Origin of the sequence: Kribbella sp. VKM Ac-2569 (assembly GCF_004216905.1) — a bacterium.
Classification (GTDB): domain Bacteria; phylum Actinomycetota; class Actinomycetes; order Propionibacteriales; family Kribbellaceae; genus Kribbella.
The window spans coordinates 326910-353312 of sequence record NZ_SGXJ01000004.1 but is presented as its reverse complement, the minus strand read 5'-3'; the positions used below and the strand labels follow the sequence as shown (position 1 = coordinate 353312).

Sequence of the window (26403 nt, the reverse complement as noted above, 5' to 3'; positions counted from 1 at the left end):
AGTCCTCGAGTCGGTCCGAAAACCTGGCACCCAAGGGCACAACCATCAGGATAGCCAGCTCGGCCCGGCTCCCAATCCCTTAGGGAGTCATGTGATGGCTACGTATGCCGTCGAAGCGGTCGATCTGGTCAAGACGTACCCGGCCGGCCGCAAGAACCCACCGCTCCGCGCGCTCGACGGCCTGACCGTCAGCGTCGGAGAAGGCGTCGTACTCGGCCTGCTCGGACCGAACGGCGCGGGCAAGTCCACCACCGTCAAGATCCTCACCACGCTGTCCCGGGCCGACTCCGGCAGCGCCCTGGTCGCCGGGTACGACGTGAATCGTTCGCCGGACCGGGTACGGCGCTCGATCGGCTATGTACCGCAGAAGTCCAGCTCGGACCCGATGGCGACCGGTCTCGAGAACCTGGTGCTGAGCGGGCGCATCTTCGGGCTGTCCCGCCAGGAGTCGTTGCAGCGTGCTCGTGAGCTGCTGGATCGTTTCGGCCTCACCGAGCACGGCGACCGTCCGGTGAAGACGTACTCCGGCGGCATGCAGCGCAAGCTGGATGTCGCACTCGGCCTGGTCCATCGGCCGAAGGTGCTGTTCCTCGACGAGCCCACCACCGGACTCGATCCCGAGGCCCGGGCCGACCTGTGGAACGAAGTAGTTCGGCTGTCCGGCCAGGAAGGCCTGACCGTGCTGCTGACCACGCATTACCTGGAAGAGGCCGATCGGCTGGCGGGGCAGCTTGCGATCGTCGACCACGGCCGGATCGTTGCTGAAGGCACACCTGAGGCTCTTAAGGCCTCGTTGCGTGGCGACTCCGTACATGTCGAGCTGGTCGATCCGGACACCGACGGTACGGTCCGGGCGTTGCTCGGGCAGTTGCCCGGCATCGGCGAGATCGTTGTTGAAGGCAACACTTTGCGCGCACGGGTCGATCGCGGCGCAACCGCCGTACCGGCTGTGCTCGGAGCCCTTGAGGACAAGGCGATTCCGGTTGTCGCGGTGACGGTGTCGCGGCCTTCGCTGGACGACGTGTATCTTCAGCACACCGGTCGCTCGTTCCGCGTGGCGGAGGAGGCGGCGTGATTGCGCACACGGGCCTCGTCTTCGGGCGGTGGATGCGGGCGTCGTACCGGCAGCCGGCGTTGATCGCATTCACGTTGGTGCAGCCGGCCATCTGGCTGCTGTTGTTCGGGCAGCTGTTCCAGGGCGTCGTACGGCTCCCGGGGTTCGGCGACTCGTCGTACATCGCGTTCCTGACGCCCGGGATCGTGATGATGACGGCGTTGATGACGAGCGGCTGGAGCGGTACGTCGTTCGTGCAGGACATGGAGCGCGGTGTGATGGACCGGATGCTCGCGTCACCGGTCAGCCGCGGCGGGCTGATGGCGGGGCAGTTGCTCAGCAACGCGACGACCACGTTGATCCAGACGATCCTGGTGTTCGCGATCGGGATCGCCGCGGGCGCGCGGTACGACGGCGGGATCTTCGGGTATCTGGTCACGATCGTCGCGTCGATGCTCGTCGGTACGGCGTTCGGGTCGCTCTCGAACGCGGTCGCGCTGCTCACGCGTCAGCAGGAGGCCCTGATCGGGATCTCGCAGTTCGTGTCGCTGCCGCTGACGTTCATGTCGTCGATCATGATCGACCCGACGGTCGCACCGCACTGGGTGAACGTCGCGGCCCGCTTCAACCCGGTCGACTGGGCCACCATCGCCGCCCGCCAGTCCCTGGCCGCCGCCCCAGACTGGTCCTCGGTGTCCCGCCACTGCCTCTATCTACTGGCCTTCACCCTGATAGTCGGCTGGCTCTCCACCCGAGCCTTCCGTACGTACCAACGGTCAGTTTGACGCATACCAGGGCTTGATCACGTTGTCGATAATCGCGAGGCGTTCGTCGAAGGGGATGAAGGCTGACTTCATCGCGTTGATCGCGAACCAGCGCAGGTCGGGGAGGCCGTAGCCGAACGCTTCCGAGAGCAGGGCGAGCTCGCGGCTCATCGACGTACCGCTCATCAACCGGTTGTCGGTGTTCACGGTCACCCGGAAGCGCAGCTTGGCAAGCAGGCCGATCGGGTGGTTCGCGATCGAGTCGGCCGCGCCGGTCTGCAGGTTGGAGCTCGGGCACATCTCCAGCGGGATCCGCCGGTCCCGCACGTACGCCGCGAGCCGCCCGAGCTCCGCCTTCTCACCTGCATCGTCGTACGTGATGTCGTCGATGATCCGTACGCCGTGACCGAGCCGGTCAGCGCCGCACCACTGGATCGCCTGCCAGATCGACGGCAGCCCGAACGCCTCGCCGGCATGAATGGTGAAGTGCGCGTTCTCGCGCTGCAGGTACTCGAACGCGTCGAGGTGCCGGGTGGGTGGGTAGCCCGCCTCGGCACCGGCGATGTCGAACCCGACCACACCCGCGTCGCGGTACGAGACCGCCAACTCGGCGATCTCCATCGAACGCGCCTTGTGCCGCATCGCGGTCAGCAACTGCCGCGCCACGATCGGCCGCTCGGCAACCGCCATCCCGTGCTCGAACCCTTCCCGAACCGCATCCACGACCTGCTCGAGCGTGAGCCCTTTGGTCAGGTGCTGCTCCGGTGCGTAGCGAACCTCGGCGTACACCACGCCATCCGCCGCAAGATCCTGCACGCACTCACTGGCCACCCGCTTGATCGCCTCAGCGGTCTGCATCACCGCAACCGTGTGATCGAACGTCTCCAGATACCGCTCCAACGACCCCGAGTCCGCCGACTCCACAAACCAGGCCCCAAGCTCCGCCGCATCAGTCCGCGGCAACGCATGCCCAATCTCCCCCGCCAGCTCAACCACAGTCCCCGGCCGCAACCCACCATCCAGATGATCATGCAAAAGAACCTTGGGCGCCGCGTTGAGCTGCTCGGGACTGATCATCCAGCCATCTTCGCAGCCGTCTCGCCGAACTGCGCACCCTCGGTGGGGACTGGGAACAGGCAATTGCGTGTTCCCAGACCCCAGCGGCTATCTCCAGTACCCGGCAAACGTTCAAGACTTGGGGCGGTGGGGGTGTCATCGTGAGGGGATGGTGAGGCGACTGCGGGAGCGGGCCGAGTGGCGGTTCTTTGGGGTGTTGCCGCGGGCGGATCGGGGGCTGGCGACCGCCTGGTGGGTGCTGTTGGTGGCGCGGGGCGTGTTGCCGGCGGTGTTTGCGGTTGCGATGGGGTGGCTGGTGGGCGCGGTGCAGCATGGGGAGTCGTTGGCCGCGCCGTTGGGTTTGATGGGTACGACGTTTGTTCTGCTGCAGGTGCTGACGCCGGTGCATCAGGCCGTCAGCGCCAACCTGGGGAGTCGCGTGTCGGCGTACCTGAACGATGCGCTGGCGAAGGCTTGTGTCGGGCCGCCGGGGATCGGGCATCTCGAGGATCCGGAGCTGAGTGAGGATCTGACGGTGGCGCGGGAGTTCGACCGCGGCCAGACCGGGCCGCCGATGTACCTGAACGTCGACTTCGTCGCGGGGAGTCTGGTCGAGCTGGTCGGCGGGATCGCGTCCGCGGTGGTGCTGTTCGGATTCACCTGGTGGGCGCCGCTGGTGCTCGTCGCCGCCTGGGCCGCGACGCATTGGCTGCTCCGCGAGAGCGGCGTCTGGAAGGACCGGAACACGGCCGAGGTCCGGTCGGCGCAGCGGCATGCGAACTACGCGTACGAGTTGGCCGTTGAGCCGGACGCGGCGAAGGAGCTGCGCCTGTTCGGCCTCGCCGACTGGACCGTACGGCGCTTTACCGAGCGCCGCCGACGCCTGTTCGAACTGCAGTACGCCGCCACGCGCCTGCGTGAACGCCCGATGATCTGGAGTCTGCTGATCGTGGTGGTGGCCAACGGTCTCGTGTTCTGGGCGCTCGGGACGGCAGCGATCGACGGGCGGCTTCCGCTCGACCGGCTGGTGGTGTTCGCCCAGGTCGCGATCGGGGTCGGCATGATCGCCTTCGGCGGGCTGAACTGGGCGTTGGACGGAGCAGCCGCCCCGGTCGCCGCCGTACAGCGTCTGGAGCCCGCGATGGCGCCGGCCGGCGCGTTGAGCATCGGGCACGGTTCGGCCGGCCGGGGTCCGGTCGAGATCGAGCTCCGAGGGCTGAGATTCAGTTATCCACAGGCCGATCGTCAGGTCTTCGACGGGCTGGACCTGACGATCCCGGCCGGCTCGTCGCTCGCGGTCGTCGGTCAGAACGGTGCGGGTAAGACCACGCTGGCCAAGCTGCTCTGCCGGCTGTACGACCCCGATTCCGGAACGATCCGGGTCGACGGCAACGACCTGCGGGAGCTCGACGTCGACGCCTGGCGTACGCGCGTCGCCGCCGTCTTCCAGGACTTCCTCAAGCTCGAGCTGCCGTTGCGGGACAACGTCGCACCAGCCGGTGCGCCCGAGGCCGACATCCGCGCCGCACTGGCAGACGCGGGTGCCGACAACCTGGCCGATCTCGACACCCGGTTGGCTACGGGGTACGGCGATGGAACCGATCTCTCGGGTGGGCAGTGGCAACGCGTCGCGCTGGCGCGGGCACTGTGCGCTGTACGGCAGGGTGCGGGTCTCGTACTGCTCGACGAACCGACCGCCCAGCTGGATGTTCGCGGTGAGGCGGCGATCTTCGACCGGATCCTGACCGCGACCCGCGACGTCACCACGATCCTCATCTCGCACCGGTTCTCCACAGTCCGGCACGCCGACCGGATCTGCGTCCTGGAGCAGGGCCACGTCGTCGAACTCGGAAGCCACGACGAACTGATGGCGCTGGGAGGGCGATACCGGACGATGTTCGACCTTCAGGCGCAGCGCTTCACGGCCGAGGTCGACGAGGAAGGGCTCAGCTATGACACGCTCTGACGACCTGCCGCGCGCACTGCCGGCGATGTGGCGCCTGTGCAAGCTCGGGTACCAACACGAGCCCTGGCTGCTCGTTGCCGCGTTCCTGATGACGCTGCTGGCCGCGGTGCCGGACGCGTTGCTCGCGCTGTGGCTCAAGATCCTCGCCGACGGCGTACTGGACGGCGATCGGCGGGCCGCACTGCTGGCGGCAGGCGGTTTGGCGTTGTCAGTGACGGCGACCTGGCTCCTGCGGACGTTGTCGACACGGATCTCACGACGGTTCCGGGACCGCGTGACGATCATGCTGGAGGCGCACGTCGCCCGGCTACAGGCGTCGGTCGCCACGATCGAGCACCACGAACGCCGTGACTACCTCGATCGGCTGTCCGTACTGCGCAAACAGGTCTTCGTGCTCGACCACATGTACATGTCGTTGTTCTCCACCTGCGGCTGGATCCTGCGGCTCGGCGTGACGGTCGCCCTGCTCATGTCCATCCATCCGGCTCTCGCGCTGCTACTGCTCTTCGCACTGCCAACGGTCGTCAGCTCCAGTTGGCGACCGGGCGTCGAGCGCGAGGTGGAGGAGCAGATGGCACCGCACAGCCGGCTGGCCGATCACCTCTTCAAGACCGCGACCACACCTGCGCCCGGCAAGGAGGTCCGAGTCATCGGCATCGGGCCCGACCTCGTCGCGGGACGTCGCCGCGAGTGGGAGCAGTGGTACGGACCGATCGCCGCCGCCCGCTGGACCAGTGCGGTGTGGCACGGGATCGCGTGGGCGATGTTCGGCGCGGCGTACGTCGGCGCGGTGCTGTTCGTCGCGTCGGGACTGCAGGGTTCGGTCGGTGAAGTGCTGCTCATCCTGGCGGCCGGCGCGCGGCTGTCGGCGTACATCGGAGCGACGGTCGGCGAGATCGGGTTCCTGCGCGGGATCTGGCTGGATGGCTCGCGGCGGCTGGTCTGGCTGGAGAACTACGCGGCCTCGTTCGACAGCACAGCGGATCAGCCTGCACCCGAACGGCTCGTCGACGGCATCCGCCTGGAGCACGTGTCGTTCTCGTACGCCGGAGCTTCGCGTCCCGCTCTGGAGGACGTCGACCTCTGGCTGCCGGCGGGCAGGGTGATCGCGGTCGTCGGTGAGAACGGCGCGGGCAAGTCCACGTTGGTCAAACTGATCTGCAAGCTGTACGAGCCGAGTAGTGGGCGGGTGTTGCTGGACGATCAGCCGTTGGACCGCATCCCCGCGGAGGCGTGGCGCTCGAAGATCGCGGGTGCGTTCCAGGACTTCTTCCGGTTCGAGTTCCGCGCGGCGCATAGCGTCGGACTCGGCGACCTGCCGCGACTGGACGACGTACCGGCTGTCACCACTGCTGTCGGGCGGGCCGGTGCGGAGGATGTACTGGAGCGGCTCGAGTCGGGGTTGGACACCCAGCTCGGTTCGACCTGGCCGGACGGTGCGGAGATCAGCTTCGGGCAGTGGCAGAAGCTCGCGCTGGCCCGCGGGTTCATGCGGGACCGGCCGCTGCTGCTGGTGCTCGACGAGCCGACCGCCGCCTTGGACGCCGAGACCGAGCACGCACTCTTCGAGCGGTACGCAGCGGCGGCGAAGGACAGTTCTGACGGACGGATCACGATCCTCGTCTCACATCGGTTCTCGACGGTGCGGATGGCCGACTTGATCGTCGTACTGGACGGTGCTCACGTCGTCGAGACCGGGACGCACGAGGAACTGATGGCGCTCGACGGTCACTACGCGGACCTGTACCGGATCCAGGCGGCCGCGTATCACTAACTGATCTTGAAAACCGGGACGCCGGGGGCGATGTGGTGGAGGACCTCGTCGGGGGAGTTCTTCGAGACATCGCCGCCGAAGAACGCGCCGACCTCCCAGGCCCACTTCTTCAGGTACAGCCGGAGCGCCGGGATCTTGTCGGCGTCGGCGAGCTCCTCGGCCCGGAACGTCTCGACCTTGCCACCGAGCTGCAGCCTGCCCTCGCCGCTGGCGCGGAGGTTCTTCACCCACTGGGTGTGGCCGCGCGGCGCGACCAGATAGCGCTGGCCGTCGATCACCAGCAGGTTGACCGGCGTACTGCGCCATTCGCCGGACTTGCGCCCCTGGACCGAGAGCACCCGGCTGCCCATCAGGCTGAGACCGAGCTTCGTCAGCCGCGCGACGATCTTGTTGAAGACCCGCATGCTGCCCTCGTTGGCGGTGATCACGCGCTTGCTGTCGTAGGTCTGCTTGTACTCGGTCACGGTGGTTCCTCACTGTTCTTCGAGAGCGGTGCTCTCTGTTGTGATCAGTGAACAGTAGATCGCCGCTCACTGTCAAGAGCACTGCTCTCGTTTCTGTGGCACACTGGCTCCATGAACGCCGGACGTACCGCCCGTGAACGAGCCCGGGCCGAGCTGACCGAGGAGATCAAGACCGCTGCCCGGCAGCAGCTGGCCACCGTCGGCGCCGAGGCGCTGTCGCTGCGGGCGATCTCCCGCGAGCTCGGGATGGTGTCGTCGGCGCTGTACCGGTACTTCGCGAGCCGGGACGAGCTGCTGACCGCGCTCATCATCGACGCGTACGACGCTCTGGGCGCGGCGGCCGAGGCGGCGCCGTCGGGTGGCGATCCGGTGGACGACTGGATCGCGGTTTATGCCGCCGTACGCGATTGGGCGCGGGCCAATCCGCAGGAGTACGCGTTGATCTACGGCTCCCCGATCAGCGGTTACCAGGCGCCGCAGACCACGGTGCAGCCAGCATCCCGGGTGCCGTTGCTGTTGCTGGGGTTGTTGCAGCGCGCCCAGGCGTCCGGGCGACTGGTGACGCCGCCGGACGCACCTTCGCCGTCCGGAGCGCTGGCTCAGCAGACGGAGGTGCTGGTCGCGTTGGCGCCTGACGTGCCGCCGGCGGTGCTGGTGCGGACCGTGATCGTGTGGACGCAGTTGTTCGGGATGCTCAGCTTCGAACTGTTCGGTCAGCTGGTCGGGTCGATGGACCCGGCGGACGAGTTCTTCGCGTCCGCCTCGCGGCAGATGGCGGCGTTCGTAGGGCTCAGCTGAACGCCTTCGGCAGCGGGATCTCGAGCGCCTTCGAGACGCGGCGTACATAGGTCTCCCGCGGGATCGAGACCGCGCCGAGCGTGGCCAGATGATCGGTGACCCACTGGATGTCGAAGACCCGGTCGGCGGCGTACTCGTCGTTCAGCAGCTCGATCGCGCCGGCGACGGCCGCCTTCGAGCCGTCGGTCTTGTGGTGGAACATCGACTCGCCCGCGAACAGTCCGCCGATCGCGACGCCGTACAGCCCGCCGGCCAGCTCGTCGCCGTCCCACGCCTCGACCGAGTGCACCCAGCCGAGCCGGTGCAGCTCGGTGTACGACGCGATGATCTCGGAGTCGATCCACGAACCCGGGCGGCGGGGGTCCGCACACGCGCGGATGACCTGGTCGAACGCGGTGTCGACCCGGATCTCGAACTTCCCGCGAGCCCGCCGCAGCGACCGGGCCGGCCGGTACCCGGCGACCTCGATCACACCGCGGTCGACCGGCGACCACCACAGCACCGAACCGCGATGGTCGGGCATCGGGAACAGCCCCCGCCGGTACGCCGACAGGATCGTCCCCGGCGCCAGGTCGGCGCCGCCCGCGACCACATCACTCGCCCCGGCCACGCCGACCGGCGGGAAGTCCCACTGGGACGGAGCAGGTTCGATCGGCACGACACCATCCTGCACCAGGGCACACCTAGGGTTTGTCCCGAGTGCCGGGGGCCGGGGAGCCACGTACAGTTGAAGCACGTCCGCGTTCTTACGCGTGGGGCCGGGCGGGAAGGAGCACCGTGGCCGGAGTAGCCAGGTTCGTCGCCAGTAGTCTCGCGCCCGCCGCCCAGCGGTTCGCCCCGACGGCAGCGGGCGGTGTGTTGCGCCAGATTCTCGAGATCGCGATCGACGGGTACCAGCGGTTCCCGGGCGCGGAGCGGATCGCGGACACCAAGCTCGAGCGGTGCGACGGCGACGTCACGGACGCGATCGAGGCAGTGATCGACCAGCACATCCGGCTCGCCGGCGTGCAGGGATTCGTCACCAGCATCGGCGGTCTCGTCACACTGCCCGTCGCGCTGCCGGCCAACCTGACGGGTCTCGCGGTCGTTCAGTGCCGGATGGTCGCGGCGATCGCGCACCTGCGCGGGTACGACCTCGACGATCCGCGGGTCCGTACGGCGGTCATCACCTGCCTGCTCGGTGAGGACGGCGTGACGGCTCGGCTACGGAAGTCGAGCCTGGTCTCGTCTCCGTTGGCGATCGCGACAGCGCCGGTCTTCGACCCCGAGCTGGACCGGCAGGTCTCCGGCGAGGTCGTCGCGGAACTGATCGGGCGGATCAGCGGCAAGCGGATGGCGGTGACCTTCACCCGCCGGATCCCGCTGCTCGGTGGTGCCGTGGGCGCCGGCGTCGACGGCTGGACGACGTACCGCGTCGGTCAGTTCGCGGACAAGAGCCTGGTACGGCGCATCCGCCGACCTATCGAGCCGTAGCCTCCCTGCGGGTGAGGTGGAGTTTGGCTCGGGTTTCGTCATCGGCCGGGGTCTCGACATAGAGGACCAGGTCGGGGTGGGCCGACACTGCCAGCTCGGTGACGGTGAGGTGCAGTTCGCCGGCGATCGGGTTGAGGATCCGGCGCAGGCGCGGCGTACACGCTGCCACCTCGTGGCGTGACCACAGCTGGGCGAACTCGGGGCAGATCGACTGCAGGCGCTCGAGGTCGGTCTCCCAGTCCGGGTCGCCGACGTGTTCGCCGTACGCCGAGCGCAGGCGGCCGACGAGATACGGGACCTCGGTGTCGTAGTTCAGCAACTGCTCGCGGGCGGCGGGCTCGGTGATGATGCACCAGAGCAGGTTCTTGTGGATGCAGGGCAGCTGGTGCCAGTCGTGGAACAGGTCGTGGTACGCCTGGTTCGCGCGGACGATGTCGAAACGGGTGTTCGTGATCACGGCGGGCAGCGGGTCGAGCGCCGCCACGATCTCGTCGAACACGGTCTCGCTCGCGCAGTCCGTCGTACGCGGCAGCCGCACCGGCGTCGCCTCGGCCAGCCGGTACAGATGCTCGCGCTCGACCGGCGTCAGCTGTAGCGTCGTCGCGACCGCGTCCAGCACCTGCCCGCTGGCGTTGATCGGCCGGCCCTGCTCGAGCCAGGTGTACCAAGTCACGCCGACACCGGCGAGCAGCGCCAACTCCTCCCGCCGCAACCCCGGCGTCCGCCGCCTCCCGCCGCTCGGCAGGCCAACGTCCTCCGGCGCCACCCGGGCCCGCCGAGCCTTCAAGAACTCGCCAAGCTCAGCTCGCTGCGCACTCACCCGACCAGAGTGACAGGCGCCACCGACACTTTTAGCCGGCCAGGGCCTGGACCACTCGGCTCGGTGACGGTTTGCCGAGTTGTTCGGCCATCCAGGTGCTGGTGGTGACGAGCTTCTCCAGGTCAACGCCGGTTTCGATGCCGAGGCCGTTGAGTTGCCAGAGGAGGTCCTCGGTGGCGAGGTTGCCAGTCGCGCTCTCGGCGTATGGGCAGCCGCCCAGGCCGCCGGCGGAGCTGTCGACCGTGGTCACGCCGTCGCGCAGCGCGGTGAGCGTGTTGGCGAGCGCCTGCCCGTAGGTGTCGTGGAAATGCACCGCCAGCTTGTCCACACCCACCCCGGCCGCTCCGAACCCAGCGATCAGCGCACCCACCTGCCCCGGCGTCGCGACACCGATCGTGTCGCCGAGTGAGAGTTCGTGACACCCGAGATCGACCAGCCGCGCGCCCACCTTGACCACCTGGTCGATCGGTACGTCGCCCTCCCACGGGTCGCCGTAACACATCGACACGTACCCACGCACCGACAGACCCTCGGCGAGCGCACGCTGGATCGTCGGCGTAAACATCGCGAACTGGTCGTCGAGCGTGGAGTTGAGGTTCTTCGCCGCGAACGTCTCGGTCGCGCTCGCGAAGATCGCGATCTCACGGACACCGGCCGCGAGCGCACGGTCGAGACCGCGCTCGTTCGGGACGAGGACCGGGGCGCGTACGCCGTCCGGCAGCTCGAGCTGTTCGAGCAGCTCGGCGGCATCGGCCAGCTGCGGGACCCACTTCGGGTGCACGAAGCTCGTCGTCTCGACCGTCGTCAGACCCGCGTCGAGCAGTCGCCGGATGAACTCGGCCTTGACCGCGACGTCGACGATCGCCGACTCGTTCTGCAGCCCGTCACGGGGCCCGACCTCGTAGATCGTGACCCGGTCGGGCAGTCCGTCGGCCTTCACCAGCTGCGGTTCGCGCATCGTGCTGCCTCCTCGTCGAGCATGACACGGGGTCTCCGTGACAATGCTCGTGATGACATCTCTTGCTGACATTCTGCGGGGCGTCGAGCGCGGCGTGTTCCCGCCCCCGGATCTCGGGCTCACCGTCGTACCCGCGCCGTCGGAGCGGGAGTCGTGCGTGGTCGCGTTCACCGGCCACATCGTGATCGCCGCGGACGTCGATCCGGCCTGGGTCGCGGAGCGGGTCCCGGACGGCGATCCTTTCGCGCCGACGAACCCGCCGTTCCTGGCCGCGCTCGAGGAGTTCACCGACCGCCAGGTCAACGCGATCGACGCGATGCTGCTCGCCCCGGCCCTCACCGACCCGGCCGCGGTTGCAGGCCTGACCGAGCTCACCGACCACAATCATCCGCGGGTCGAGCACGCGTTGCGCTACCGCGACGACGTTCGGGTGTACGGCGACGCGCACGGCGGGCTCGTGGTGATCGGCCGTGGCCTCGCCGGGCGGCTGGAGTGTGCGATCGAGGTGCCACCGGACGCCCGTGGTCAAGGGAACGGCCGTCGGCTGGCGTTGGCGGCCCGGGCGTTGATCCCGCCGGACGCCTCGATCTGGGCGCAGATCACGCCGGGGAACGCGGCATCGCTGCGCACCTTTCTTGCGGTCGGCTACAAGCCGGTCGGATCCGAGGCCCTGCTGGTCAAGTGACCGGCAGGTGAACGCACAGCAGATTGTTGCTGACAGCCCCCAATGCACAGCTGTGGATAACCCTGGGGACAACTGTGATCAGGCGGTACGCCGGTGGTACCGCGGATCCCGGCCGGCGTAGAAGGTCGTGCGGTAGACGCCACGGATGATCTCGGCCTCGTACCCGTCGAGCTCGGGCATCCCGAGGTCGCGGGCGATCGCCAGTTCGGCGTGTGCGTCGTACGGGACATGGACGAACTGGATCGAGTGCGGCGCCGGATCGGGCGAGTCCATGACCCCTTCGAGGATCACGTACCCCGGCGTGGGATCACCGAGACTGTTGCCGACCGAGCCGGTGTTGAAGAGCGTCCGCCCGCGGTCCTCCTCGTAGAACGGGTCGTGAATATCGGCGTGCCCAACGATCGTCGGCACCGGCCCGTCCCCGGTCGCCGGGGTGTTCTCGAAGAAGCTCCCGTACTGCGATTCGTCGTGATCGAACACGATCCGGTGATGAACACTCGTCGACGAGGCGTGGAACAGCCGCACCTGCCGCCCGCTCAACAGGAAGTCGTGGCAGAACGGCAGTCCCCGCAACCACGCCCACTGGTCCTCCCGGAGCTCGTTCTTCCACCACCGCAGACCTTCGCTGTCCTCGGAACGCTCGGGATCGGGCAGGAAGTCGTCCCAGTTCCCGAGGATGTTCACCTCACAGACCTCCCGGCAACGGTCCACCACCGCCTGCCCTCGCGGCCCCTTGCCCACGTAGTCCCCGAGATTGAACACTCGCTCGATCCCGCGCCCCGCAATATCCGCGACCACCGCCTCCAACGCCGTCAGGTTCCCGTGCACATCCGAAATCAACGCAATCCGATCCAGCCCCATGCGGGTCATGCTTCCATCCCGCCAGGTGACTACCAGTTGCCGGAGGGGCCGGTGTCTCCACCGCTCGTGGAACCGGCCGGAACCTTGGGGCTGGGGCTTGGGCCGGTCCGTCCGCCGGCACTCCGGCTGTTCGCGCGACCGCCGCCTGACCGGCTGCCGCTCGACCGAGGCATCGACGCCCCCGAACTGCCACCACCTGCCTCGCCCGCCGAGTGCGCCGCCGCCCCGGCAAACGCACCCGCAGCCTTGCGCGCCGCGGTCGCGGCAATACCCGCCGGCCCAAGCGCCGCCCCACCCGCCGCCTTGACCCCAGTCGTCGCAGCCCCACTCGCCCCCGCACTCGAGGCACCGGCCCCAGATGCCCCACCGGATGCCCCAGCACTACTGCCGCTTCGGGAGGATGGGCCGACGTTGACGGCGCCCGACGCCAATGACCCCATCTCGGGACCAGTGCTCCCCATCCCGGCCGAGCCACCCCCGACGGCCGCTGTTAGTGGCACCGCGAGGCGCAGTAGCGCGGGCAACGCGAAGATCGCGAGCAGCATCATCATCACGCCTGTGAGGGACTGCAGCAGGCCTGAACTCTCCGGGCCGAGCATCTTCTCCTGCTTGAGCTTGATCGCTGCCGCGTAGATCAGGGCCGCTGCAGGCTTGTAGGCGATGAAGCCCAAGCTCCAGGCGCAGTACTTCTTGAACCACGCCTTGCCGACCTCGGTGTTGGTCGCAGCAGCCGCAAGCGGCAGCGTCGAGCCGAGCAGCACCAGCATCGCCGATCGGATCAACATCAACACGATCTGGATCAGCGAAGCCCACGCAGACACCTGTCCGAGAAGCAGCATCATCAGCAATGATTTGTGCACGTTCCCCAGGCCGCCACCGGTATCGGACGGCTCGGTCACCATGTTCTTCATGGCGTCCATGAACGAGTGGCCTCCGATCGCGTCCTGTACGACACTCACGGCGAACGCGTCCGACCACGCGATCAGGAGTTGCATCGCCGCCGTTCCTGCACCGCAGACGAGCAGGAAGGTCAGCATCGCCTTCAGCAGGTCCTGGACCGGCTTGGCTCGTTGCTCCCAGGCCATCCGGATTCCTGCGATGACGATCGCGAGAGTGAAGATCGTCAAGGTCAGCCCGAGGGTCTTCTCATGCACGAACGCGACGGTCTTGCTGTCCGTCCAGGTCTGCCCGCCGTCGGCGGAACTCGCCAGCGTGACTGGTGTGTCCGGCTTGACCCAGAACGTCGCCAGCGAGTTCAGGATCGTCGAGAAGAAGTCCGTCGTAATCCGCTCGAATGTCGCGATTCCGTTGTTGGCGACGGACTGGACGGCGTCCTGAACGTGGCACTTCATGTCCATTGGTGAGCACATCAGATACCACTCCACTTCACGAAGTCGCTCAGGTCGCGGTGCTGGGAGAAGGGGGCTCCGACGGCCTCGCCGGGGGTCGGCGGCTGGAGTCGCCAGTCGCCCTGGTGCCAGACCAGGGTCAGGTTGGCGCTCATGTACACGGACTCGACAGGCATGGCGAGCATGAGGGTCACTCGGTCCGGTCCGGCGTCGATGACCCGGTAGCCCACGACCTGAACCGTCGAGGTGCTGCTCGCAGGGTCTTCGGTGGCGGCTTGGCGGAGCAGGCTGTCGGTCGCCGAACCGGGAACCATGAGCTTCTTGACGGTGGGGACGAGCTTGCTCTGGTCCGCGATCGCCGCGATCGCGCTATACGCCGCGTACACCGCGCCGGTCGGCGAATGCGCGAAACAGTGCCGGAAGCCGTCGGAGTCGGTCGTGCCCGGTCCGTACTTCGAGGACCGCGGTACGACGACCCGTCGGCTGACCTCCCAACCGTCGACCGCCGGCGCCTCGGCAGGAACGGCCTGGTCACCGGCCGGAAGACCGCACGAACCCGTCCGCCGCTCGCCCCCGGAGCTGTTGGTCCGTGCCGGACCACCGTCGGGTGTGGCAGGCGCCGAGGCCGGCTCCTCCGTGGGCTGAACAGAGGCGGCGTCGACCGGCTGCTGGGCCGCGGCGACCGCGTGGGTCGAGCGGCCCCCGCCCGCGAAGATGATGACGATCCCGCAGATCAGGACCGCACCGACGACGATGCACGCCGCGATGAATCCAGCGCCGTACGGCGACTTCTCGTCCGTGTCCTTGCTCATCCGACTCCCCGCTCCGTTGGTCTACAACCTCACGGATCAAGGCTCGCAAAAATCGCCGGACCGCCGCGGAAGTTATCCACAGGCCCGGAAGTTCAGCTCCCGGGGCTCGTGTATCTCGGCATCATCTTGGTGAAGAAGGTGTAGCCGAGGACGAAGACGACAGTGCCGGCGAGTGGGGAGAGGGTGGTCAGCAAGGTGGGGAGCGGGACGTCGGAGGTGCGGCCGAGGAGGACTGTTGCCGGGAGGAAGGAGATGAAGGCCATCGGGAAGAGGGTGCAGAAGGCGTAGAAGGTCGCCCGGCCGAACATGGTCAGCGGGTAGCCGGAGAACTGGGTGATCGAAGTGTCGGCGAAGATGCGAAGGGAGAAGGTGGACGTGGCGACAAACGACAGGCCGCAGAAGAACGTCTGGATGCCGGTTTCGACCAGACCACCGCCGATGACCGCGAGGATGAGGTAGCCGATCTTCGCCGGGGTCCAGTCGACGGGTGCCTGCAAGCCGAAGATGACCAGCGCGCCGAGGCCGAGCAGCGCGTCCCCGAGCGACATCAGCGGGAACATCCGCGTGACCAGTTGCAGGAACGGGTTCACCGGTCGCAACAGGACCCGGTCGAACTCACCGTCGCGGACCATCTCGTCGGTCAACCGCAACGACCCGAACGGGACGACGTACAACGCGTGCGACGCCAGCCGCATCGCGAACACGAACGCGACCTCCGAGAACCCCCAGCCGCCGATCAGGCCGAACTTCCCGAGGAGTACGCCGAGGAACAGCAACTGCGTGCCCTGGTACGCGACCCCGCCCATCAGAGTGGTCCAGAAGTTCACCCGGTACTGCAGCTGCGCCCGCAGTGCAGCGCGTTCGAGGATGACGTACTGACGGAGCCACGTCTGCTCAGCCACCCTGCACCACCACCCGGTACCGCGCCCGTCGCCAGACCAGTTCGAGGAGGACTGTCAGCAGGACCACCCACACCAGCTGTACACCGACCAGCGCGAGCGCCTGACCACCACGCGTCTGACCGAGATAGATCGACACGGGCGTATACACCTGCGCCTGGAACGGCAGCCACTCGACCGACGCCCGCAACCACCCCGGCATGAACCACAACGGAATCAACGACCCCGAGAGGAACGCACTCCCGAACCGGTACACGATCAACGGCCCGCTGACCTCGAACGTCCAGAACGTCACCATCGAAACGATCAGGTTGCACAGCATCGCGACCAGTACGCCGCCGACCGTCGCCACCAGCGAGAGGAGACCTGCAGCCCATCCCGGTGGGAGCGTCAATGCACCGAGGATCGCCGCGGCCGCGAGGCCGATCGCGCCGAGCGGGAGCCGGCCGAGCAGTACGCCGAGGTTCTGCCCGAAGACCTGCCAGATCAGGCCGAGCGGCCGGGTCAGGTCGGTCGCGATCTGCCCGTTGCGGATCCGCATCGGCAACGACGAGAACTGCCACGGAAGGAGCACCGATTGGAGACAGGCCGCGATCGCCGCGTACGCCACGGCGGTACGAGCGTCCACGCCGTCGACCGGCCCACGCCCGGAGTACACGATCCGCCAGACCGCGATCGCGAGGACGACCTGGATCACCAACGTCACCGCGCCGGTGATCAGATCGCCTCGGTAGATGAGGACGGATCGCGTTCCGGCACGGGTCATCCCACGGAACGCCCTGACCTGCTCCGCCGTACTCACGTCAGCAATCCGTCGTACAACTTTGAGATCACGTCGGTCAGCCGTGGATCGACGATCGACAACTCGTCGACCTGGTACACCTGCGACACCCGCGCGATCAGCTCGGGTGTGGTGATCTCCCGTGGGTCGAAACGCAGGACGACGCTGCGGTCCGGGTAGGGCAGGACGGTGCCGACCGCGCTGGTCTCCACCTCGGTCGCGAACGGGATGTCCGCGACGCGGCGGATGCTGCGCTCGGCCAAGGTGAGGACGAGGAAGCGGTACGGCATGAAGCGTTCCTTCAGCCGCGACAGGTCGCCGTCGTACAGGACCGTGCCCGAGTCGATCACGATGATGCGCTGGCAGAGCCGCTCGACGTCTTCCATGTCGTGCGTGGTCAGGACCACCGTCGTACCGGCGGATCGGTTGGTTTCGGCGATGAACTCGGTCAGCCGGGCCTTCGCGACCACGTCCAGGCCAACGGTGGGCTCGTCCAGGAAGAGGATCGACGGTTCGTGCAGCATCGCGGCCACGAGATCGCCCCGCATCCGCTGGCCGAGTGACAGCGAGCGGACGGGCGTGTCCAGGAAGTCGGACAGGTCGAGCAGTTCGGTGAAGAGACCGACGCGGTTGCGGTACGTCGTTCGGTCGAGGTTGTAGAGGTCCGCGAGGACCTCGAACGAGTCGCGGAGCGGGAGGTCGTACCAGAGCTGGGTCCGCTGGCCGAAGACGACGCCGATGTTGCGGGCGTTGCGGGCGCGGTCCCGGGACGGCTCCAGCCCGGCGACCCGGCAGACCCCGGACGTCGGGGTGAGGATCCCGGTCAGCATCTTGATCGTGGTCGACTTGCCGGCGCCGTTCGGGCCGAGGTACCCGACGAGCTCACCGGGCTCGACCTCGAAGTTCACCCCGTTCACCGCGCGGGTGATGTCGCGTTTGGTGCTGAACAGCGCCCGCAGCCGCGGCAGCCTGCCCTCCAGCACGGCCGGCCGGCTGAATTCCTTGACCAGCTCAGCCGCCTCGATCACCGCCATGCGTACCCTCCCCAGCGAGCGCGAACGGTCATCCTCCCACCGATCCACCGTCCCCGCAGTCTGAAATTCACCGTTCTAGACCAGATCTGTCGGAGGTCGCCCGGTTACGCTCAGGGTCTTGCAGTTCTGGGTCGATCTGTAGCCGAAAGGTCACCCCGTGTAGCGAAGTGACCTAGTCAGCTAATAGAGTCCGCGCATGACCATCGCGCCTTCGCTTTGCTCGCCCCTAGCGCTCGCCGATGCAGAACCCACCCGCGCTGCCGAACCCTGGGAAAGCGACGTGCTGACGGCCTACGGCCTGCTGCGAGAAGCAGCAGCCGAGCTGGATCACCTGATGCGTCATTCCCTGAAGCGCAGTGGACTGCAAATGGCAATGTTCGAACTGTTGCTGCGGCTGGCCCGCAGCAACGGGGAGAAGCAGCGTCTTACCTCCCTCGCCCGGGAGTTGACCGTCACCACCGGCGGCATCACCCGGCTGGTCGACCGTGCCGAGAACCTCGGACTGGTCCGCCGGGAGCCTTGTCCTGACGACGCCCGCGGCTCGTTCGCGGTCCTGACCGAGGAGGGAAAGCGGCGGCTGCGCGACGCACTGCCGGACCACCTCCTCGAGATCGACAGCCTCTGGATGTCCCAGTTGGCCGACGAGCAGGACGTCGTTCTCGGCAAGCTCCGTCGAGTGCGGGACAACGCCCGCCGCTGGCCGAACGGCCGCCCGGGGCTCGGGCCCATCACACCCGACCGGATCTGACCAACCTCACAACTACACAAGAGCATTACCCGCGACTAACGGATGGGGCGCCCGACTGGTGTCGGGCGCCCCATCGCGCAATGGTTGAGAAGTGAAGCAAGCCTCGGACCAACTGCCCACCACACGGCGACCTGCGCATCAGGCGATCCGCTGGCGCGCGGCGGCCGGTGGTGTATTCGCCGCCCTCGCCGGACTGGCAGTTGGGAGCGTGGCAGCCGGCATCCTCGGTACGCCGCAGACGCCCGTCGTCGCGATCGGGTCCGCATTCATCGACCGAGTGCCCCCGTGGCTGAAGGACCTGGCAATCTCCTGGTTCGGGACGCACGACAAGACCGCGCTCCGAGCAGGCATCCTGATCGTCGTCGCGGCCGTCGCCGCAGTCGGCGGCATCCTCGCCGTACGACGCTATTGGGCAGGCGCCCTGATCACGATCGCCTTGGCCGGCATCGCCGTCGCCGCAGCCATGACGCGCGCGGACTCCGGACAGACCGGGTTCCTCCCGTCGGCACTCGCCGGCGTGACCGCACTCATCATTCTTCGCCTGTTCAGCCGCCGACTTGAACCGCTACTCGACTTCCCCGATGACGGCGTCAGCCGCCGCGGCTTCCTGCAGTTGTCGGCCGGCGTCGCCCTCGGCTCCGCGGCGATCGGTGCTCTGGGCAAGGTCGTCGGCGGGAACCGCGCCGCCGTGGCGGACGCCCGCAAACAGCTCACCCTTCCACAGCCGCCGACCCTTGACCCGCCCGCCGGCGTCCAGGCCGACGGCGCCGTACCGTGGGCCACGGCGAACGACGACTTCTACCGCATCGACACCGCCCTCTCGGTGCCGCAGATCGTACCTGCGGACTGGAAGCTCCGCATCCACGGCATGGTCGATCACCAGCTCGAACTGTCCTTCGACGATCTCCTGAAACGCCAGGTCATCCACAAGTGGGTCACCCTCACCTGTGTGAGCAACGAGGTCGGCGGCGACCTGATCGGGAACGCGTTGTGGTCCGGCGTACTGCTCAAGGACCTGCTCGAGGAGGCTGGTCCCGCGCAGGACGCGGACGCGATCCAGTCGACGTCGAAGGACGGCTTCACTGCCGGTACGCCGCTGCCTACGCTGCTCGACGACCGGCAGGCGATGCTCGCCTTCGCGATGAACGGGGAGCCGTTGCCGGTGGAGCACGGATTCCCGGTGCGCATCGTCGTACCCGGGCTGTACGGCTACGTGTCGGCGACGAAGTGGCTGGTGGACATCGAGGTGACGCGGTTCGACCGGTTCGAGGGCTATTGGACGCCCCGCGGCTGGTCGGCGCTCGGCCCGATCAAGTTGTCGTCGCGGATCGACACCCCGCTGGGGAAGAAGGTCGAACCGGGACGTGTGACCGTCGCCGGCGTGGCCTGGGACCAGCATGTCGGGGTTTCCAAGGTCGAGGTTCGCGTCGATGGGGGCCCTTGGCAACAAGCCACACTGGCCGCGGATCCGTCGATCGACACCTGGCGGCAGTGGCACTGGGCGTGGGACGCGTCGCGCGGCACGCATGTGTTGCAGGTACGGGCGTTCGACGCCAAGGGCAATCCACAGGTCGAGTCCTCGGCGCCACCCGCTCCGAACGGTTCGACCGGCCTGCACACGGTCAACGTGAAGGTCGGCTGACCGCTTCCAGCACCATCGGCAGGAACGTGTGCTCGAGCGAACCGGCCGGCACCTCGCGAGGCTCGAGCAGGCTCTGTGAGCGCGCGCCCTCGTGCAGCGCCATCACCATGCGCACGAACTGCTCCGCCGGCACCGTGAGCTCCAGCCCGCCGGTCTCGGCGATCTGCTCGACCAGCCGGGTCAGGCTCTCGCGGAACATCGCCCGTTGCTCGTTCAGCGCCTTCGCGGCGTCCGGGTCGCGCAATGCGTGCAGCGTGAACTCGGCCGAGATCAGATGCCATTGCCGCTGGTCCGGTGCGGTCTCGTCAAGCAGACCTAGTACGGCGTCCAGCAGCGTGCCGGGCTGATTCGCCAACTCGGGCAGCAGCGCCTCGATCTGCTCCAGGAGCCGGTCGGTCGTGGCCTGGAACAGGGCGAGGACCAGCTCGTCCTTGGAGCCGAAGTTCGAGTAGAAGGCACCGCGGGTGAACCCGGCCCGCTCGCAGATGTCCTCCACCGACGCGCCGTGGAACCCGCGCTCGGCGAACACCTCCAGTGCCCCCTCGAGAAGTCGGGCCCGGGTGTTGGAGCGGCGGCGCTTGGGCGGTTCCATACGAGTAGGATACAGTTCTGTATTGAATACACAACCGTATTGAACGGGGATGCAGGATGGAGCTCGAGGCCGCCGGGATCAGTGTGCGTGGACCGCACGCACCGATGCTGCACGCCACGTCGGTGTCGGTCGCGGATCATCAGGTGGTGCTCCTGACCGGGTACCCGGGCGCAGGGCACGTCGCCGCGGCGCTGGGCCTGTCCGGGCGGCTGAAGCCCGACACCGGCAGAGTCCGGCTCGACGGCAAGACTGATCCGGCCCTGCTGCGACGCCGCGTCGCCGTGGTCGACGCACCCGGCATCACGGAGCCGGACGACGCACTGCCTGTTCAGACGGTGGTGGGCGAGGAGCTGGCGATCGCCGGCCGCAAGGCGGGGCGCAAGGCCGTGCTGGAGTGGCTGAACGAGCATGACGCGGCAGAGCACGCCGACAAGCGGTTCGAGCACCTGCCGGTCGCCGTACGGACCAGGCTGCTCGCTGAGCTCACTGTGGCGCGTACCGACGTACAGGTGGTCATTCTGACCATGCCGGACCGACATGGTGGCGATCCGCATGGCTGGTTCGAGCTGGGGCGCGGGCTGGCGGCGCAGGGGTACGGCGTGATCATCACGTGTGCTGACGCGTCAGCACGGCTGCTGGACGTCAAGGCCGCTCGGATGGGCGAGACAGATCAGCCCGACCCGGTGCAGGTCGCTCCGATCGCCCCAGTCGAGCCAGTTACTCCCATTGACGAAGAACAGAACGAAGAAGAGGAGACAGAGGCGTGACCGCGCTGCGGATGGCCCTGAGTGAGTTGCGGCGCCTGACGGCCGGGCGGCTACCCAAGCTGGCCGTGGTCGCGCTACTGCTGGTGCCGGTACTGTACGGCGGCCTGTACCTCTACGCGAACCACGACCCGTACGGGCGACTGAACAAGATCCCGACCGCGGTCGTCGTCGAGGACGAGGGTACGACGCTCGCGACCGGCGAGAAGCTCAACGTCGGACCGCAGGTGGCGGACGAGCTGGTGAAGTCGAAGAGCTTCGACTGGCATCAGGTGAACCGCGCGGACGCGACGAAAGGGGTGTCGGACGGGAAGTACGAGTTCGCGCTGGTGCTGCCGAAGTCGTTCTCGTCCGACCTGGCGTCGAGTGCGGACTTCACGCCACGGCAGGCGGAGCTGGAACTCCTGACGAACGACGCCAACAACTACATCGCGCACACGATCGCCAACCAGGTCGTGGCGCAGGTGACAAAGACTGTCGCGTCGCAGGTGAGTGAGACCGCAGCCTCGCAATTGTTGGCCGGCTACAACACCATCCACAAGCAGGTCAGTTCTGCGGCTGCTGGTGCTGCCCAGCTGCAGACCGGGCTGACGTCGGCCGCTACTGGAGTCACCAAGCTGCAGTCCGGTGCTACGCAGCTCAACACTGCGCAGAAGCAGTTGTCAGCAGGAGCGACACAGTTGGCCGCTGGAACTGCACAGGCGTCGCAGGGTGCGTCGTCGTTGGCAACCGGTGCTGCGAAGCTCGACAACGGTCTGGGTACGTTGAAGGAGAAGACTGCGTCGCTGCCGAACCAGACGAAGCAGTTGGCGTCGGGAGCGGATCAGGTTGCTGATGGCAACGAGAAGATCGCCGGCACGGGGCGGCAGGTAGCAACCGCGTCCAGCACGTTGGTGAAGGACCTCAAGACGTTCGACACGCAGCTGGCTGCGCGGTTGAAGCAGCAGGGGCTGAGCCAGCACCAGATCAGGGTGATTCTGCTCGAGACGGCGAAGTTGCGTGCTCCCGTCGTACAGGCGAACACGAAGATCCAGTCGACGTCCAAGCAGCTCAACCAGCTCGCGACCGGTGCGCGGAAGGTGTCGAACGGCGCGTCGGCGCTGGCCAAGGCGACGCCGGCTCTGACGCGTGGAATCAGTACTGCGTCCAGTGGGGCGCATCAGCTCAGCACAGGTGCTGGGCAGCTGAAGACCGGACTGGGCACACTGCAGACCGGCGCGCAGAAGCTTGCTGCGGGCGAGAAGCAGGCTGTCACCGGGCAGGGGCAGTTGCTGACCGGTGTGAACAGCCTCACGACCGGTGTGGGTCAGCTGAAGAGCGGTGCGACGCAGCTGAACACTGGTCTGCAGAACGGCGTGAAGCAGATCCCGAACCCGTCTGCCGACCAGCGCAAGGCGGTCGCCGAGACGCTGGGTGCACCTGTCACGCTGCAGAACATCTCGCAGGCCACGGCCGACAGCTACGGCGCCGGCCTGGCCCCGTTCTTCCTCAGCCTGGCGTGCTGGATCGGCGCGTACGTCCTGTTCCTGCTGGTCCGGCCGTTGTCACCGCGCGCGCTCGCCGCACTACAGTCGCCGTTCCGCGTCGCGCTCGGCGGTTGGTTGCCTCCGGCGCTCTTCGGCGCGATCCAGGCCACGCTCGTCTTCGTCGCGGTCGTCCTGGGGCTAGGTATCCACGCCGCCCACCCGTGGCTGACCGTCGGCTTCCTGATCCTGACATCGTTCACCTTCGTAGCGATCCTGCACGCACTGTCCGCGTGGTTCGGCGCCGTCGGCAAGTTCCTCGGCCTCGTCCTGATGGTCGTCCAACTGGTCAGCGCCGGCGGCACGTTCCCGTGGCAGACCATCCCCGAACCCCTGTACTTCTTCCACCACGCCCTCCCGATGAGCTACGCCATCGACGGCGTCCGCCACCTCATGTACGGCGGCCCCGGCACCTCCCTCGGCCGAGACCTCCTCGCACTGGCAGCCTGGTTCGCAGTCGCCCTGGCCGCCTCCACCCTGGCCGCCCGCAAACAACGGGTCTGGCCGGCCAAGAAGCTCCAACCAGAGCTCGCGCTTTAGCTGTTGACGAAGGTGGCGGTTTCGTGGAGGAGGGTGTTGGTGGCGGGTTGGTCGAAGAAGGTGATGAGGGCTTCGTAGGTGCCGGCTTCGGCTGCGGACGGGTCTACTACGTAGCCGTAGTAGCCGTCGGTGTAGCCGATGACGCGGGTGATGGGGTGTGTGCTGTCGGCCTGGAGACAGGCGCCGTGGACGGCGAAGAGTTCTACCGGGAGGTTGATCCAGCAGACGTCGCCCATGGTGACGGTGCTGACGGGCAGGTCCAGCGCCGGTGGGAGGTCGGCGGCGGCCATCAGCGCCTGGCCGCGGGCACCCTCCAGGAGGGTTTGGGAGATGCGGCCTGAGGGTCCGCCGACGGGCTCGGCGTTGACGCGGCTCTCCACGGCGGACACGAGTTTCTCGGACTCGTCGACGGGTGGGACGGACCGCACTGGCAGGGTCAGAGTGGTACGTCGGATGCTCGGCGCGGACTGAGGTAGTTCCAGGCCAGGGGTGGCCAGCGCCTCACGGACTCGTGAAGCCAGCAGACCGCCCAGCCGGGCGACCTCCGCGGCACCGCGACCTTGGCGAGTGAAGCGAGGGCTGACGTCACCCGCAGCTCCTTGCAGGAAACCGACCACGGCGGGAGCGAGAGCAGCGCGCGCGGCTCCCGGCCAATCGGCCGAGTACTGCAGGTTCTCCGGGCCGTACGTCGTCGGGTGGCACGCGAAGTCCAGCAGCACCGCGTCGAGCGAACCGTCGAGCCCGTGCAGCGCGAGGATGCCGGCGGTGGTGTCGTGCGGACCGTTCTTGCGATGCCGGTTCGTACCGACGCCGATCACCTCGATCGAGTGCCAACTCGCCGTCACCGGGTGCCGCTCGAGCGCGGCCGCCCGTACGGCACCGACCAGCGAGTCGACCAGTGGCCGTTCCCGCTCGGCCGGAATGACGGGATGAATCTCACCGGTCCATCCGGACGGGCCGGAGTGGGTGTGCGACGCGGACACCACGACATGCGACGGCGGGATGCCGGCGGCGGCACCGGCGGCCGCGGCGAGCTCCGATGAGAGCGTGCTCCCGACCGCGATCGCGTCCAGCGTCAGCCACAGGACGCCCAGATCGTCCTCGGTGGACAACCAGATCAGGGTGGCGCGGAGCGGGTCCGCGGCACCGGTCGAGAGCCCGGCGCGGGCGGCGTACCCGTCGAGCCGATGGCCGGGCGGCGGGGTGACGTCGAGGGACGTCGCGGCCAGGAGGAGTTCGTTCACGTGAAGTCTCCAGCTGTCGTACCGGCACTGATCGGACGATGCATGCCAAGATAACGGCCTACACCGTAATTATCGAGGTCGCGCTCGACGGTGCGTGATGATCAGATCGGCATACGTTCCGGCTGGTCCGCTTGCGAGGCGTTCCGCGCCGTCGAGCGAGTTGCCCGCTGCCGGCGTCAGCTTGGCCCGCGACGGCAGCGCCTCGCGGACAGGTGTCAGCAACTGCTCACCGGCACCGTCGAAGAGGCCTCCGACACAAGCGACCGGGACCGGCCCCTCACCGGCCAGTTGGTAGACCGCGGCGCCGATCGTCTCGGCGATGTCGCCGGCCGCGCGGACCAGGAGTTCGAGCGCGACCGGATCACCTTCGGCCGCACACCGCAGTACTTCGGGTGCGAAGCGGGCCACGTCATCGACCAGCGTGGACGACCGGTACAGCGCGACCGGATCGAGCGCGGCGTCCGCGAGCTTCGTCACCGGACCACGGCCGTCCCGAGCCCGCTGTACGGCGACCAGCCCGGCGCGGCCGATCGCGAACGCACTACCGGCATCGCCGAACAGGTACCCGTGCCCGTCGAGCTTGCGCCACGTGCCGTCGCGATCCACGGCGAGACAGACGAGCCCAGTGCCCGCGGCAACAACGACGCCGTACCCGTCCGGCAACGCGCCGGCGTGCGCGGTAACCATGTCCTGGGTGAGACGTACTTCGTCGGCGTTCAGCACCGCACCGACGTCGGCCGCGAACCGTTCCGCGGCACCGTGTGCCTGTGGGTAGCCGGTGAGGCCGAGAGCAACGACCTCGACCGGACCGGTCAGCTCGGCCTCGGACGCGGCAGTGCGAATCGCCTCGAGGAGGTTGGAGACGGCGTCCGGTCCGTGCGTGTAGCCGGGGCCACTCCCGGTACGTCGGGACGGGAGGACACGAAGACGGAGAGCCGACTGGCCGCCGTCGATGGCGATGCGGGTCATTGGGTGGTCCCGGGTGGATAGTCCTGACAATGATGAAAGGCAGCGTACCCACAGGCTCCGGTTAGCGGGGAATGGCTGCCTCGAGGTCGTTCAGGAGGACGTTCAGCGGGACGCCGGTGAGCTGGATGCTCGGCTGCATCCAGTCGTTGAGGATCGGGTCCTCGGTGGCCAGGTGGTCCGAGAACTCGGTCTGGCTCAGTTCGAAGACATGAGCCGGGTTGCCGGTGAGGTCGACGACGGTCTGCATCAGCCGGCCGACCTGGTCCTCCCACAGCACGTCCTCGAACTCGTGCCGGTCCGGACGGATCAGCAGCAGGTCGACGTCACTGTCGAGATCACCGTCACCGCGCGCGATCGCGCCGTACACGCTCGTGTGCACCGGTGGGATCCGCCAGCCGCTGATCTCGTCGGCGAGCCGGGCGACCAACGTACTGCGGAGGTTTGCGAGCTGCTCGACGATCGAGGCGACCAGGTGCTTGCGGTTGAGGCGATAGAGCAACGAGTTGCCCAGATCGTCCACATGCACCAACCCGGTCGCCGCCAGCCGCTGCAGTACGAGCCGCACACCCGCGACGCTTCCGGAGCCGGCGAGCTTGTGAATCTGCCGCCCCGACAGACCGTCCTCGGCCTGGGCCAGCACCTGCAGCACCGGGCCGTCCAACGACGGCACGACCGTGCTGATCGGCGATCCCATATCCACCCACGCACCCTAGTGACGCCCGACCTCCCCCACCCAATCTCCATGACATGTCAGTCACCCCGCCGTCCCCGACCAGTTGGACGCCCACGCAGGCATAAGTCCCGCAACCGCCGGTTTCAGCGGGCAGAACCGC

At 67.8% G+C, this 26403-nt stretch carries 26 protein-coding genes; 11 read left to right on the top strand and 15 right to left on the bottom strand.

Annotation, left to right across the window (positions count from 1 at the left end):
* Nucleotides 1-94 precede the first annotated feature (94 nt).
* Nucleotides 95-1075: an ATP-binding cassette domain-containing protein gene (locus tag EV649_RS28180; RefSeq protein WP_130386624.1), complete on the top strand. Its 981-nt coding sequence runs from the start codon at nt 95-97 to the stop codon at nt 1073-1075.
* Nucleotides 1072-1839, top strand: coding sequence for an ABC transporter permease (locus EV649_RS28175; RefSeq protein ID WP_241998757.1), 768 nt, complete (start codon nt 1072-1074; stop codon nt 1837-1839). Before EV649_RS28180 ends, EV649_RS28175 begins: the two co-directional genes overlap by 4 nt.
* Here the strand turns inward: EV649_RS28175 and EV649_RS28170 are convergent.
* Entirely contained in the window at nt 1831-2895 is a 1065-nt protein-coding gene (locus EV649_RS28170) for an adenosine deaminase (RefSeq protein WP_130386623.1), read from the bottom strand. The genes EV649_RS28175 and EV649_RS28170 overlap by 9 nt on opposite strands.
* A 148-nt stretch (nt 2896-3043) precedes the next feature.
* Between EV649_RS28170 and EV649_RS28165 the strand changes: the two genes are divergently transcribed.
* Together EV649_RS28165 and EV649_RS28160 are read left to right on the top strand one after the other, a co-directional pair.
* Nucleotides 3044-4840, top strand: coding sequence for an ABC transporter ATP-binding protein (locus EV649_RS28165; RefSeq protein ID WP_130386622.1), 1797 nt, complete (start codon nt 3044-3046; stop codon nt 4838-4840).
* The gene (locus EV649_RS28160) at nt 4827-6614 is read left to right on the top strand and encodes an ABC transporter ATP-binding protein (protein ID WP_130386621.1); all 1788 of its coding nucleotides are present in this window, start codon (nt 4827-4829) and stop codon (nt 6612-6614) included. The genes EV649_RS28165 and EV649_RS28160 overlap by 14 nt, the downstream gene beginning before the upstream one ends.
* Here the strand turns inward: EV649_RS28160 and EV649_RS28155 are convergent.
* A complete protein-coding gene (locus EV649_RS28155) occupies nt 6611-7078 on the bottom strand; it encodes a nitroreductase family deazaflavin-dependent oxidoreductase (protein WP_241998755.1) in 468 nt (155 codons plus the stop codon). The genes EV649_RS28160 and EV649_RS28155 overlap by 4 nt on opposite strands.
* 111 nt (nt 7079-7189) lie before the next feature.
* Between EV649_RS28155 and EV649_RS28150 the strand changes: the two genes are divergently transcribed.
* Entirely contained in the window at nt 7190-7876 is a 687-nt protein-coding gene (locus EV649_RS28150; RefSeq protein ID WP_130386620.1) for a TetR/AcrR family transcriptional regulator, read from the top strand.
* Here EV649_RS28150 and aat read toward each other — a convergent pair.
* Nucleotides 7869-8534, bottom strand: a complete 666-nt coding sequence (aat, locus tag EV649_RS28145; RefSeq protein WP_130386619.1) for a leucyl/phenylalanyl-tRNA--protein transferase — start codon at nt 8532-8534, stop codon at nt 7869-7871. The two genes, EV649_RS28150 and aat, sit on opposite strands and share 8 nt — an antisense overlap.
* 119 nt (nt 8535-8653) lie before the next feature.
* Between aat and EV649_RS28140 the strand changes: the two genes are divergently transcribed.
* Entirely contained in the window at nt 8654-9349 is a 696-nt protein-coding gene (locus EV649_RS28140) for an EcsC family protein (RefSeq protein WP_130386618.1), read from the top strand.
* Here the strand turns inward: EV649_RS28140 and EV649_RS28135 are convergent.
* The gene (locus EV649_RS28135) at nt 9336-10169 is read right to left on the bottom strand and encodes a helix-turn-helix transcriptional regulator (RefSeq protein ID WP_130386617.1); all 834 of its coding nucleotides are present in this window, start codon (nt 10167-10169) and stop codon (nt 9336-9338) included. The genes EV649_RS28140 and EV649_RS28135 overlap by 14 nt on opposite strands.
* Before the next feature lie 31 nt (nt 10170-10200).
* Entirely contained in the window at nt 10201-11127 is a 927-nt protein-coding gene (locus EV649_RS28130; protein WP_130386616.1) for a hydroxymethylglutaryl-CoA lyase, read from the bottom strand.
* Nucleotides 11128-11179: 52 nt separating this feature from the next.
* On the opposite strand from EV649_RS28130, the gene EV649_RS28125 reads away from it, so the two are divergent.
* The gene (locus EV649_RS28125; protein ID WP_130386615.1) at nt 11180-11812 is read left to right on the top strand and encodes a GNAT family N-acetyltransferase; all 633 of its coding nucleotides are present in this window, start codon (nt 11180-11182) and stop codon (nt 11810-11812) included.
* A gap of 78 nt (nt 11813-11890) precedes the next feature.
* Here EV649_RS28125 and EV649_RS28120 read toward each other — a convergent pair whose 3' ends face one another.
* From EV649_RS28120 to EV649_RS28095, 6 genes are all read right to left on the bottom strand, one after another.
* Complete coding sequence (locus EV649_RS28120) at nt 11891-12682, bottom strand: metallophosphoesterase family protein (protein WP_241998753.1); 792 nt, start codon at nt 12680-12682, stop codon at nt 11891-11893.
* Nucleotides 12683-12702: 20 nt separating this feature from the next.
* Nucleotides 12703-14031, bottom strand: coding sequence for a type IV secretion system protein (locus EV649_RS28115; RefSeq protein ID WP_198682741.1), 1329 nt, complete (start codon nt 14029-14031; stop codon nt 12703-12705).
* A gap of 11 nt (nt 14032-14042) precedes the next feature.
* Entirely contained in the window at nt 14043-14834 is a 792-nt protein-coding gene (locus EV649_RS28110) for a hypothetical protein (protein ID WP_130386613.1), read from the bottom strand.
* A gap of 92 nt (nt 14835-14926) precedes the next feature.
* The gene (locus EV649_RS28105; protein ID WP_130386612.1) at nt 14927-15736 is read right to left on the bottom strand and encodes an ABC-2 family transporter protein; all 810 of its coding nucleotides are present in this window, start codon (nt 15734-15736) and stop codon (nt 14927-14929) included.
* Entirely contained in the window at nt 15729-16535 is an 807-nt protein-coding gene (locus EV649_RS28100; protein WP_130386611.1) for an ABC-2 family transporter protein, read from the bottom strand. Before EV649_RS28100 ends, EV649_RS28105 begins: the two co-directional genes overlap by 8 nt.
* Complete coding sequence (locus EV649_RS28095) at nt 16532-17548, bottom strand: ATP-binding cassette domain-containing protein (RefSeq protein ID WP_130386610.1); 1017 nt, start codon at nt 17546-17548, stop codon at nt 16532-16534. Before EV649_RS28095 ends, EV649_RS28100 begins: the two co-directional genes overlap by 4 nt.
* A 196-nt stretch (nt 17549-17744) precedes the next feature.
* Between EV649_RS28095 and EV649_RS28090 the strand changes: the two genes are divergently transcribed.
* Together EV649_RS28090 and EV649_RS28085 are read left to right on the top strand one after the other, a co-directional pair.
* A complete protein-coding gene (locus tag EV649_RS28090) occupies nt 17745-18296 on the top strand; it encodes a MarR family transcriptional regulator (protein ID WP_238156732.1) in 552 nt (183 codons plus the stop codon).
* Nucleotides 18297-18387: 91 nt separating this feature from the next.
* Complete coding sequence (locus EV649_RS28085; protein WP_130386609.1) at nt 18388-19938, top strand: molybdopterin-dependent oxidoreductase; 1551 nt, start codon at nt 18388-18390, stop codon at nt 19936-19938.
* On the opposite strand, the gene EV649_RS28080 is transcribed toward EV649_RS28085, so the two are convergent.
* Nucleotides 19919-20530, bottom strand: coding sequence for a TetR/AcrR family transcriptional regulator (locus tag EV649_RS28080; protein WP_130386608.1), 612 nt, complete (start codon nt 20528-20530; stop codon nt 19919-19921). The genes EV649_RS28085 and EV649_RS28080 overlap by 20 nt on opposite strands.
* A gap of 56 nt (nt 20531-20586) precedes the next feature.
* On the opposite strand from EV649_RS28080, the gene EV649_RS28075 reads away from it, so the two are divergent.
* Together EV649_RS28075 and EV649_RS28070 are read left to right on the top strand one after the other, a co-directional pair.
* Nucleotides 20587-21297, top strand: coding sequence for a hypothetical protein (locus EV649_RS28075; RefSeq protein WP_130386607.1), 711 nt, complete (start codon nt 20587-20589; stop codon nt 21295-21297).
* Nucleotides 21294-23357, top strand: coding sequence for a YhgE/Pip domain-containing protein (locus tag EV649_RS28070; protein ID WP_130386606.1), 2064 nt, complete (start codon nt 21294-21296; stop codon nt 23355-23357). The genes EV649_RS28075 and EV649_RS28070 overlap by 4 nt, the downstream gene beginning before the upstream one ends.
* Here the strand turns inward: EV649_RS28070 and EV649_RS28065 are convergent.
* The 3 genes from EV649_RS28065 to EV649_RS28055 all read right to left on the bottom strand — a co-directional run bounded on the left by EV649_RS28065 (nt 23354) and on the right by EV649_RS28055 (nt 26264).
* Nucleotides 23354-24601: a hypothetical protein gene (locus EV649_RS28065; RefSeq protein WP_130386605.1), complete on the bottom strand. Its 1248-nt coding sequence runs from the start codon at nt 24599-24601 to the stop codon at nt 23354-23356. The genes EV649_RS28070 and EV649_RS28065 overlap by 4 nt on opposite strands.
* A 69-nt stretch (nt 24602-24670) precedes the next feature.
* Entirely contained in the window at nt 24671-25570 is a 900-nt protein-coding gene (locus EV649_RS28060; RefSeq protein ID WP_130386604.1) for a BadF/BadG/BcrA/BcrD ATPase family protein, read from the bottom strand.
* A 61-nt stretch (nt 25571-25631) separates the two neighbouring features.
* Nucleotides 25632-26264, bottom strand: coding sequence for a hypothetical protein (locus EV649_RS28055; RefSeq protein ID WP_241998882.1), 633 nt, complete (start codon nt 26262-26264; stop codon nt 25632-25634).
* Between the last annotated feature and the right edge of the window lie 139 nt (nt 26265-26403).

What these genes read in the sequence shown, in the direction of transcription:
- EV649_RS28180 (WP_130386624.1), top strand. Translation starts at nt 95, where the DNA reads ATGGCTACGTATGCCGTCGAAGCGGTCGATCTGGTCAAGACGTACCCG.
- EV649_RS28170 (WP_130386623.1), bottom strand. Translation starts at nt 2,895, where the DNA reads ATGATCAGTCCCGAGCAGCTCAACGCGGCGCCCAAGGTTCTTTTGCAT.
- EV649_RS28165 (WP_130386622.1), top strand. Translation starts at nt 3,044, where the DNA reads ATGGTGAGGCGACTGCGGGAGCGGGCCGAGTGGCGGTTCTTTGGGGTG.
- EV649_RS28160 (WP_130386621.1), top strand. Translation starts at nt 4,827, where the DNA reads ATGACACGCTCTGACGACCTGCCGCGCGCACTGCCGGCGATGTGGCGC.
- EV649_RS28150 (WP_130386620.1), top strand. Translation starts at nt 7,190, where the DNA reads ATGAACGCCGGACGTACCGCCCGTGAACGAGCCCGGGCCGAGCTGACC.
- EV649_RS28130 (WP_130386616.1), bottom strand. Translation starts at nt 11,127, where the DNA reads ATGCGCGAACCGCAGCTGGTGAAGGCCGACGGACTGCCCGACCGGGTC.
- EV649_RS28125 (WP_130386615.1), top strand. Translation starts at nt 11,180, where the DNA reads ATGACATCTCTTGCTGACATTCTGCGGGGCGTCGAGCGCGGCGTGTTC.
- EV649_RS28120 (WP_241998753.1), bottom strand. Translation starts at nt 12,682, where the DNA reads ATGACCCGCATGGGGCTGGATCGGATTGCGTTGATTTCGGATGTGCAC.
- EV649_RS28115 (WP_198682741.1), bottom strand. Translation starts at nt 14,031, where the DNA reads ATGGACATGAAGTGCCACGTTCAGGACGCCGTCCAGTCCGTCGCCAAC.
- EV649_RS28110 (WP_130386613.1), bottom strand. Translation starts at nt 14,834, where the DNA reads ATGAGCAAGGACACGGACGAGAAGTCGCCGTACGGCGCTGGATTCATC.
- EV649_RS28095 (WP_130386610.1), bottom strand. Translation starts at nt 17,548, where the DNA reads ATGGCGGTGATCGAGGCGGCTGAGCTGGTCAAGGAATTCAGCCGGCCG.
- EV649_RS28090 (WP_238156732.1), top strand. Translation starts at nt 17,745, where the DNA reads ATGACCATCGCGCCTTCGCTTTGCTCGCCCCTAGCGCTCGCCGATGCA.
- EV649_RS28080 (WP_130386608.1), bottom strand. Translation starts at nt 20,530, where the DNA reads ATGGAACCGCCCAAGCGCCGCCGCTCCAACACCCGGGCCCGACTTCTC.
- EV649_RS28075 (WP_130386607.1), top strand. Translation starts at nt 20,587, where the DNA reads ATGGAGCTCGAGGCCGCCGGGATCAGTGTGCGTGGACCGCACGCACCG.
- EV649_RS28060 (WP_130386604.1), bottom strand. Translation starts at nt 25,570, where the DNA reads ATGACCCGCATCGCCATCGACGGCGGCCAGTCGGCTCTCCGTCTTCGT.
- EV649_RS28055 (WP_241998882.1), bottom strand. Translation starts at nt 26,264, where the DNA reads ATGGGATCGCCGATCAGCACGGTCGTGCCGTCGTTGGACGGCCCGGTG.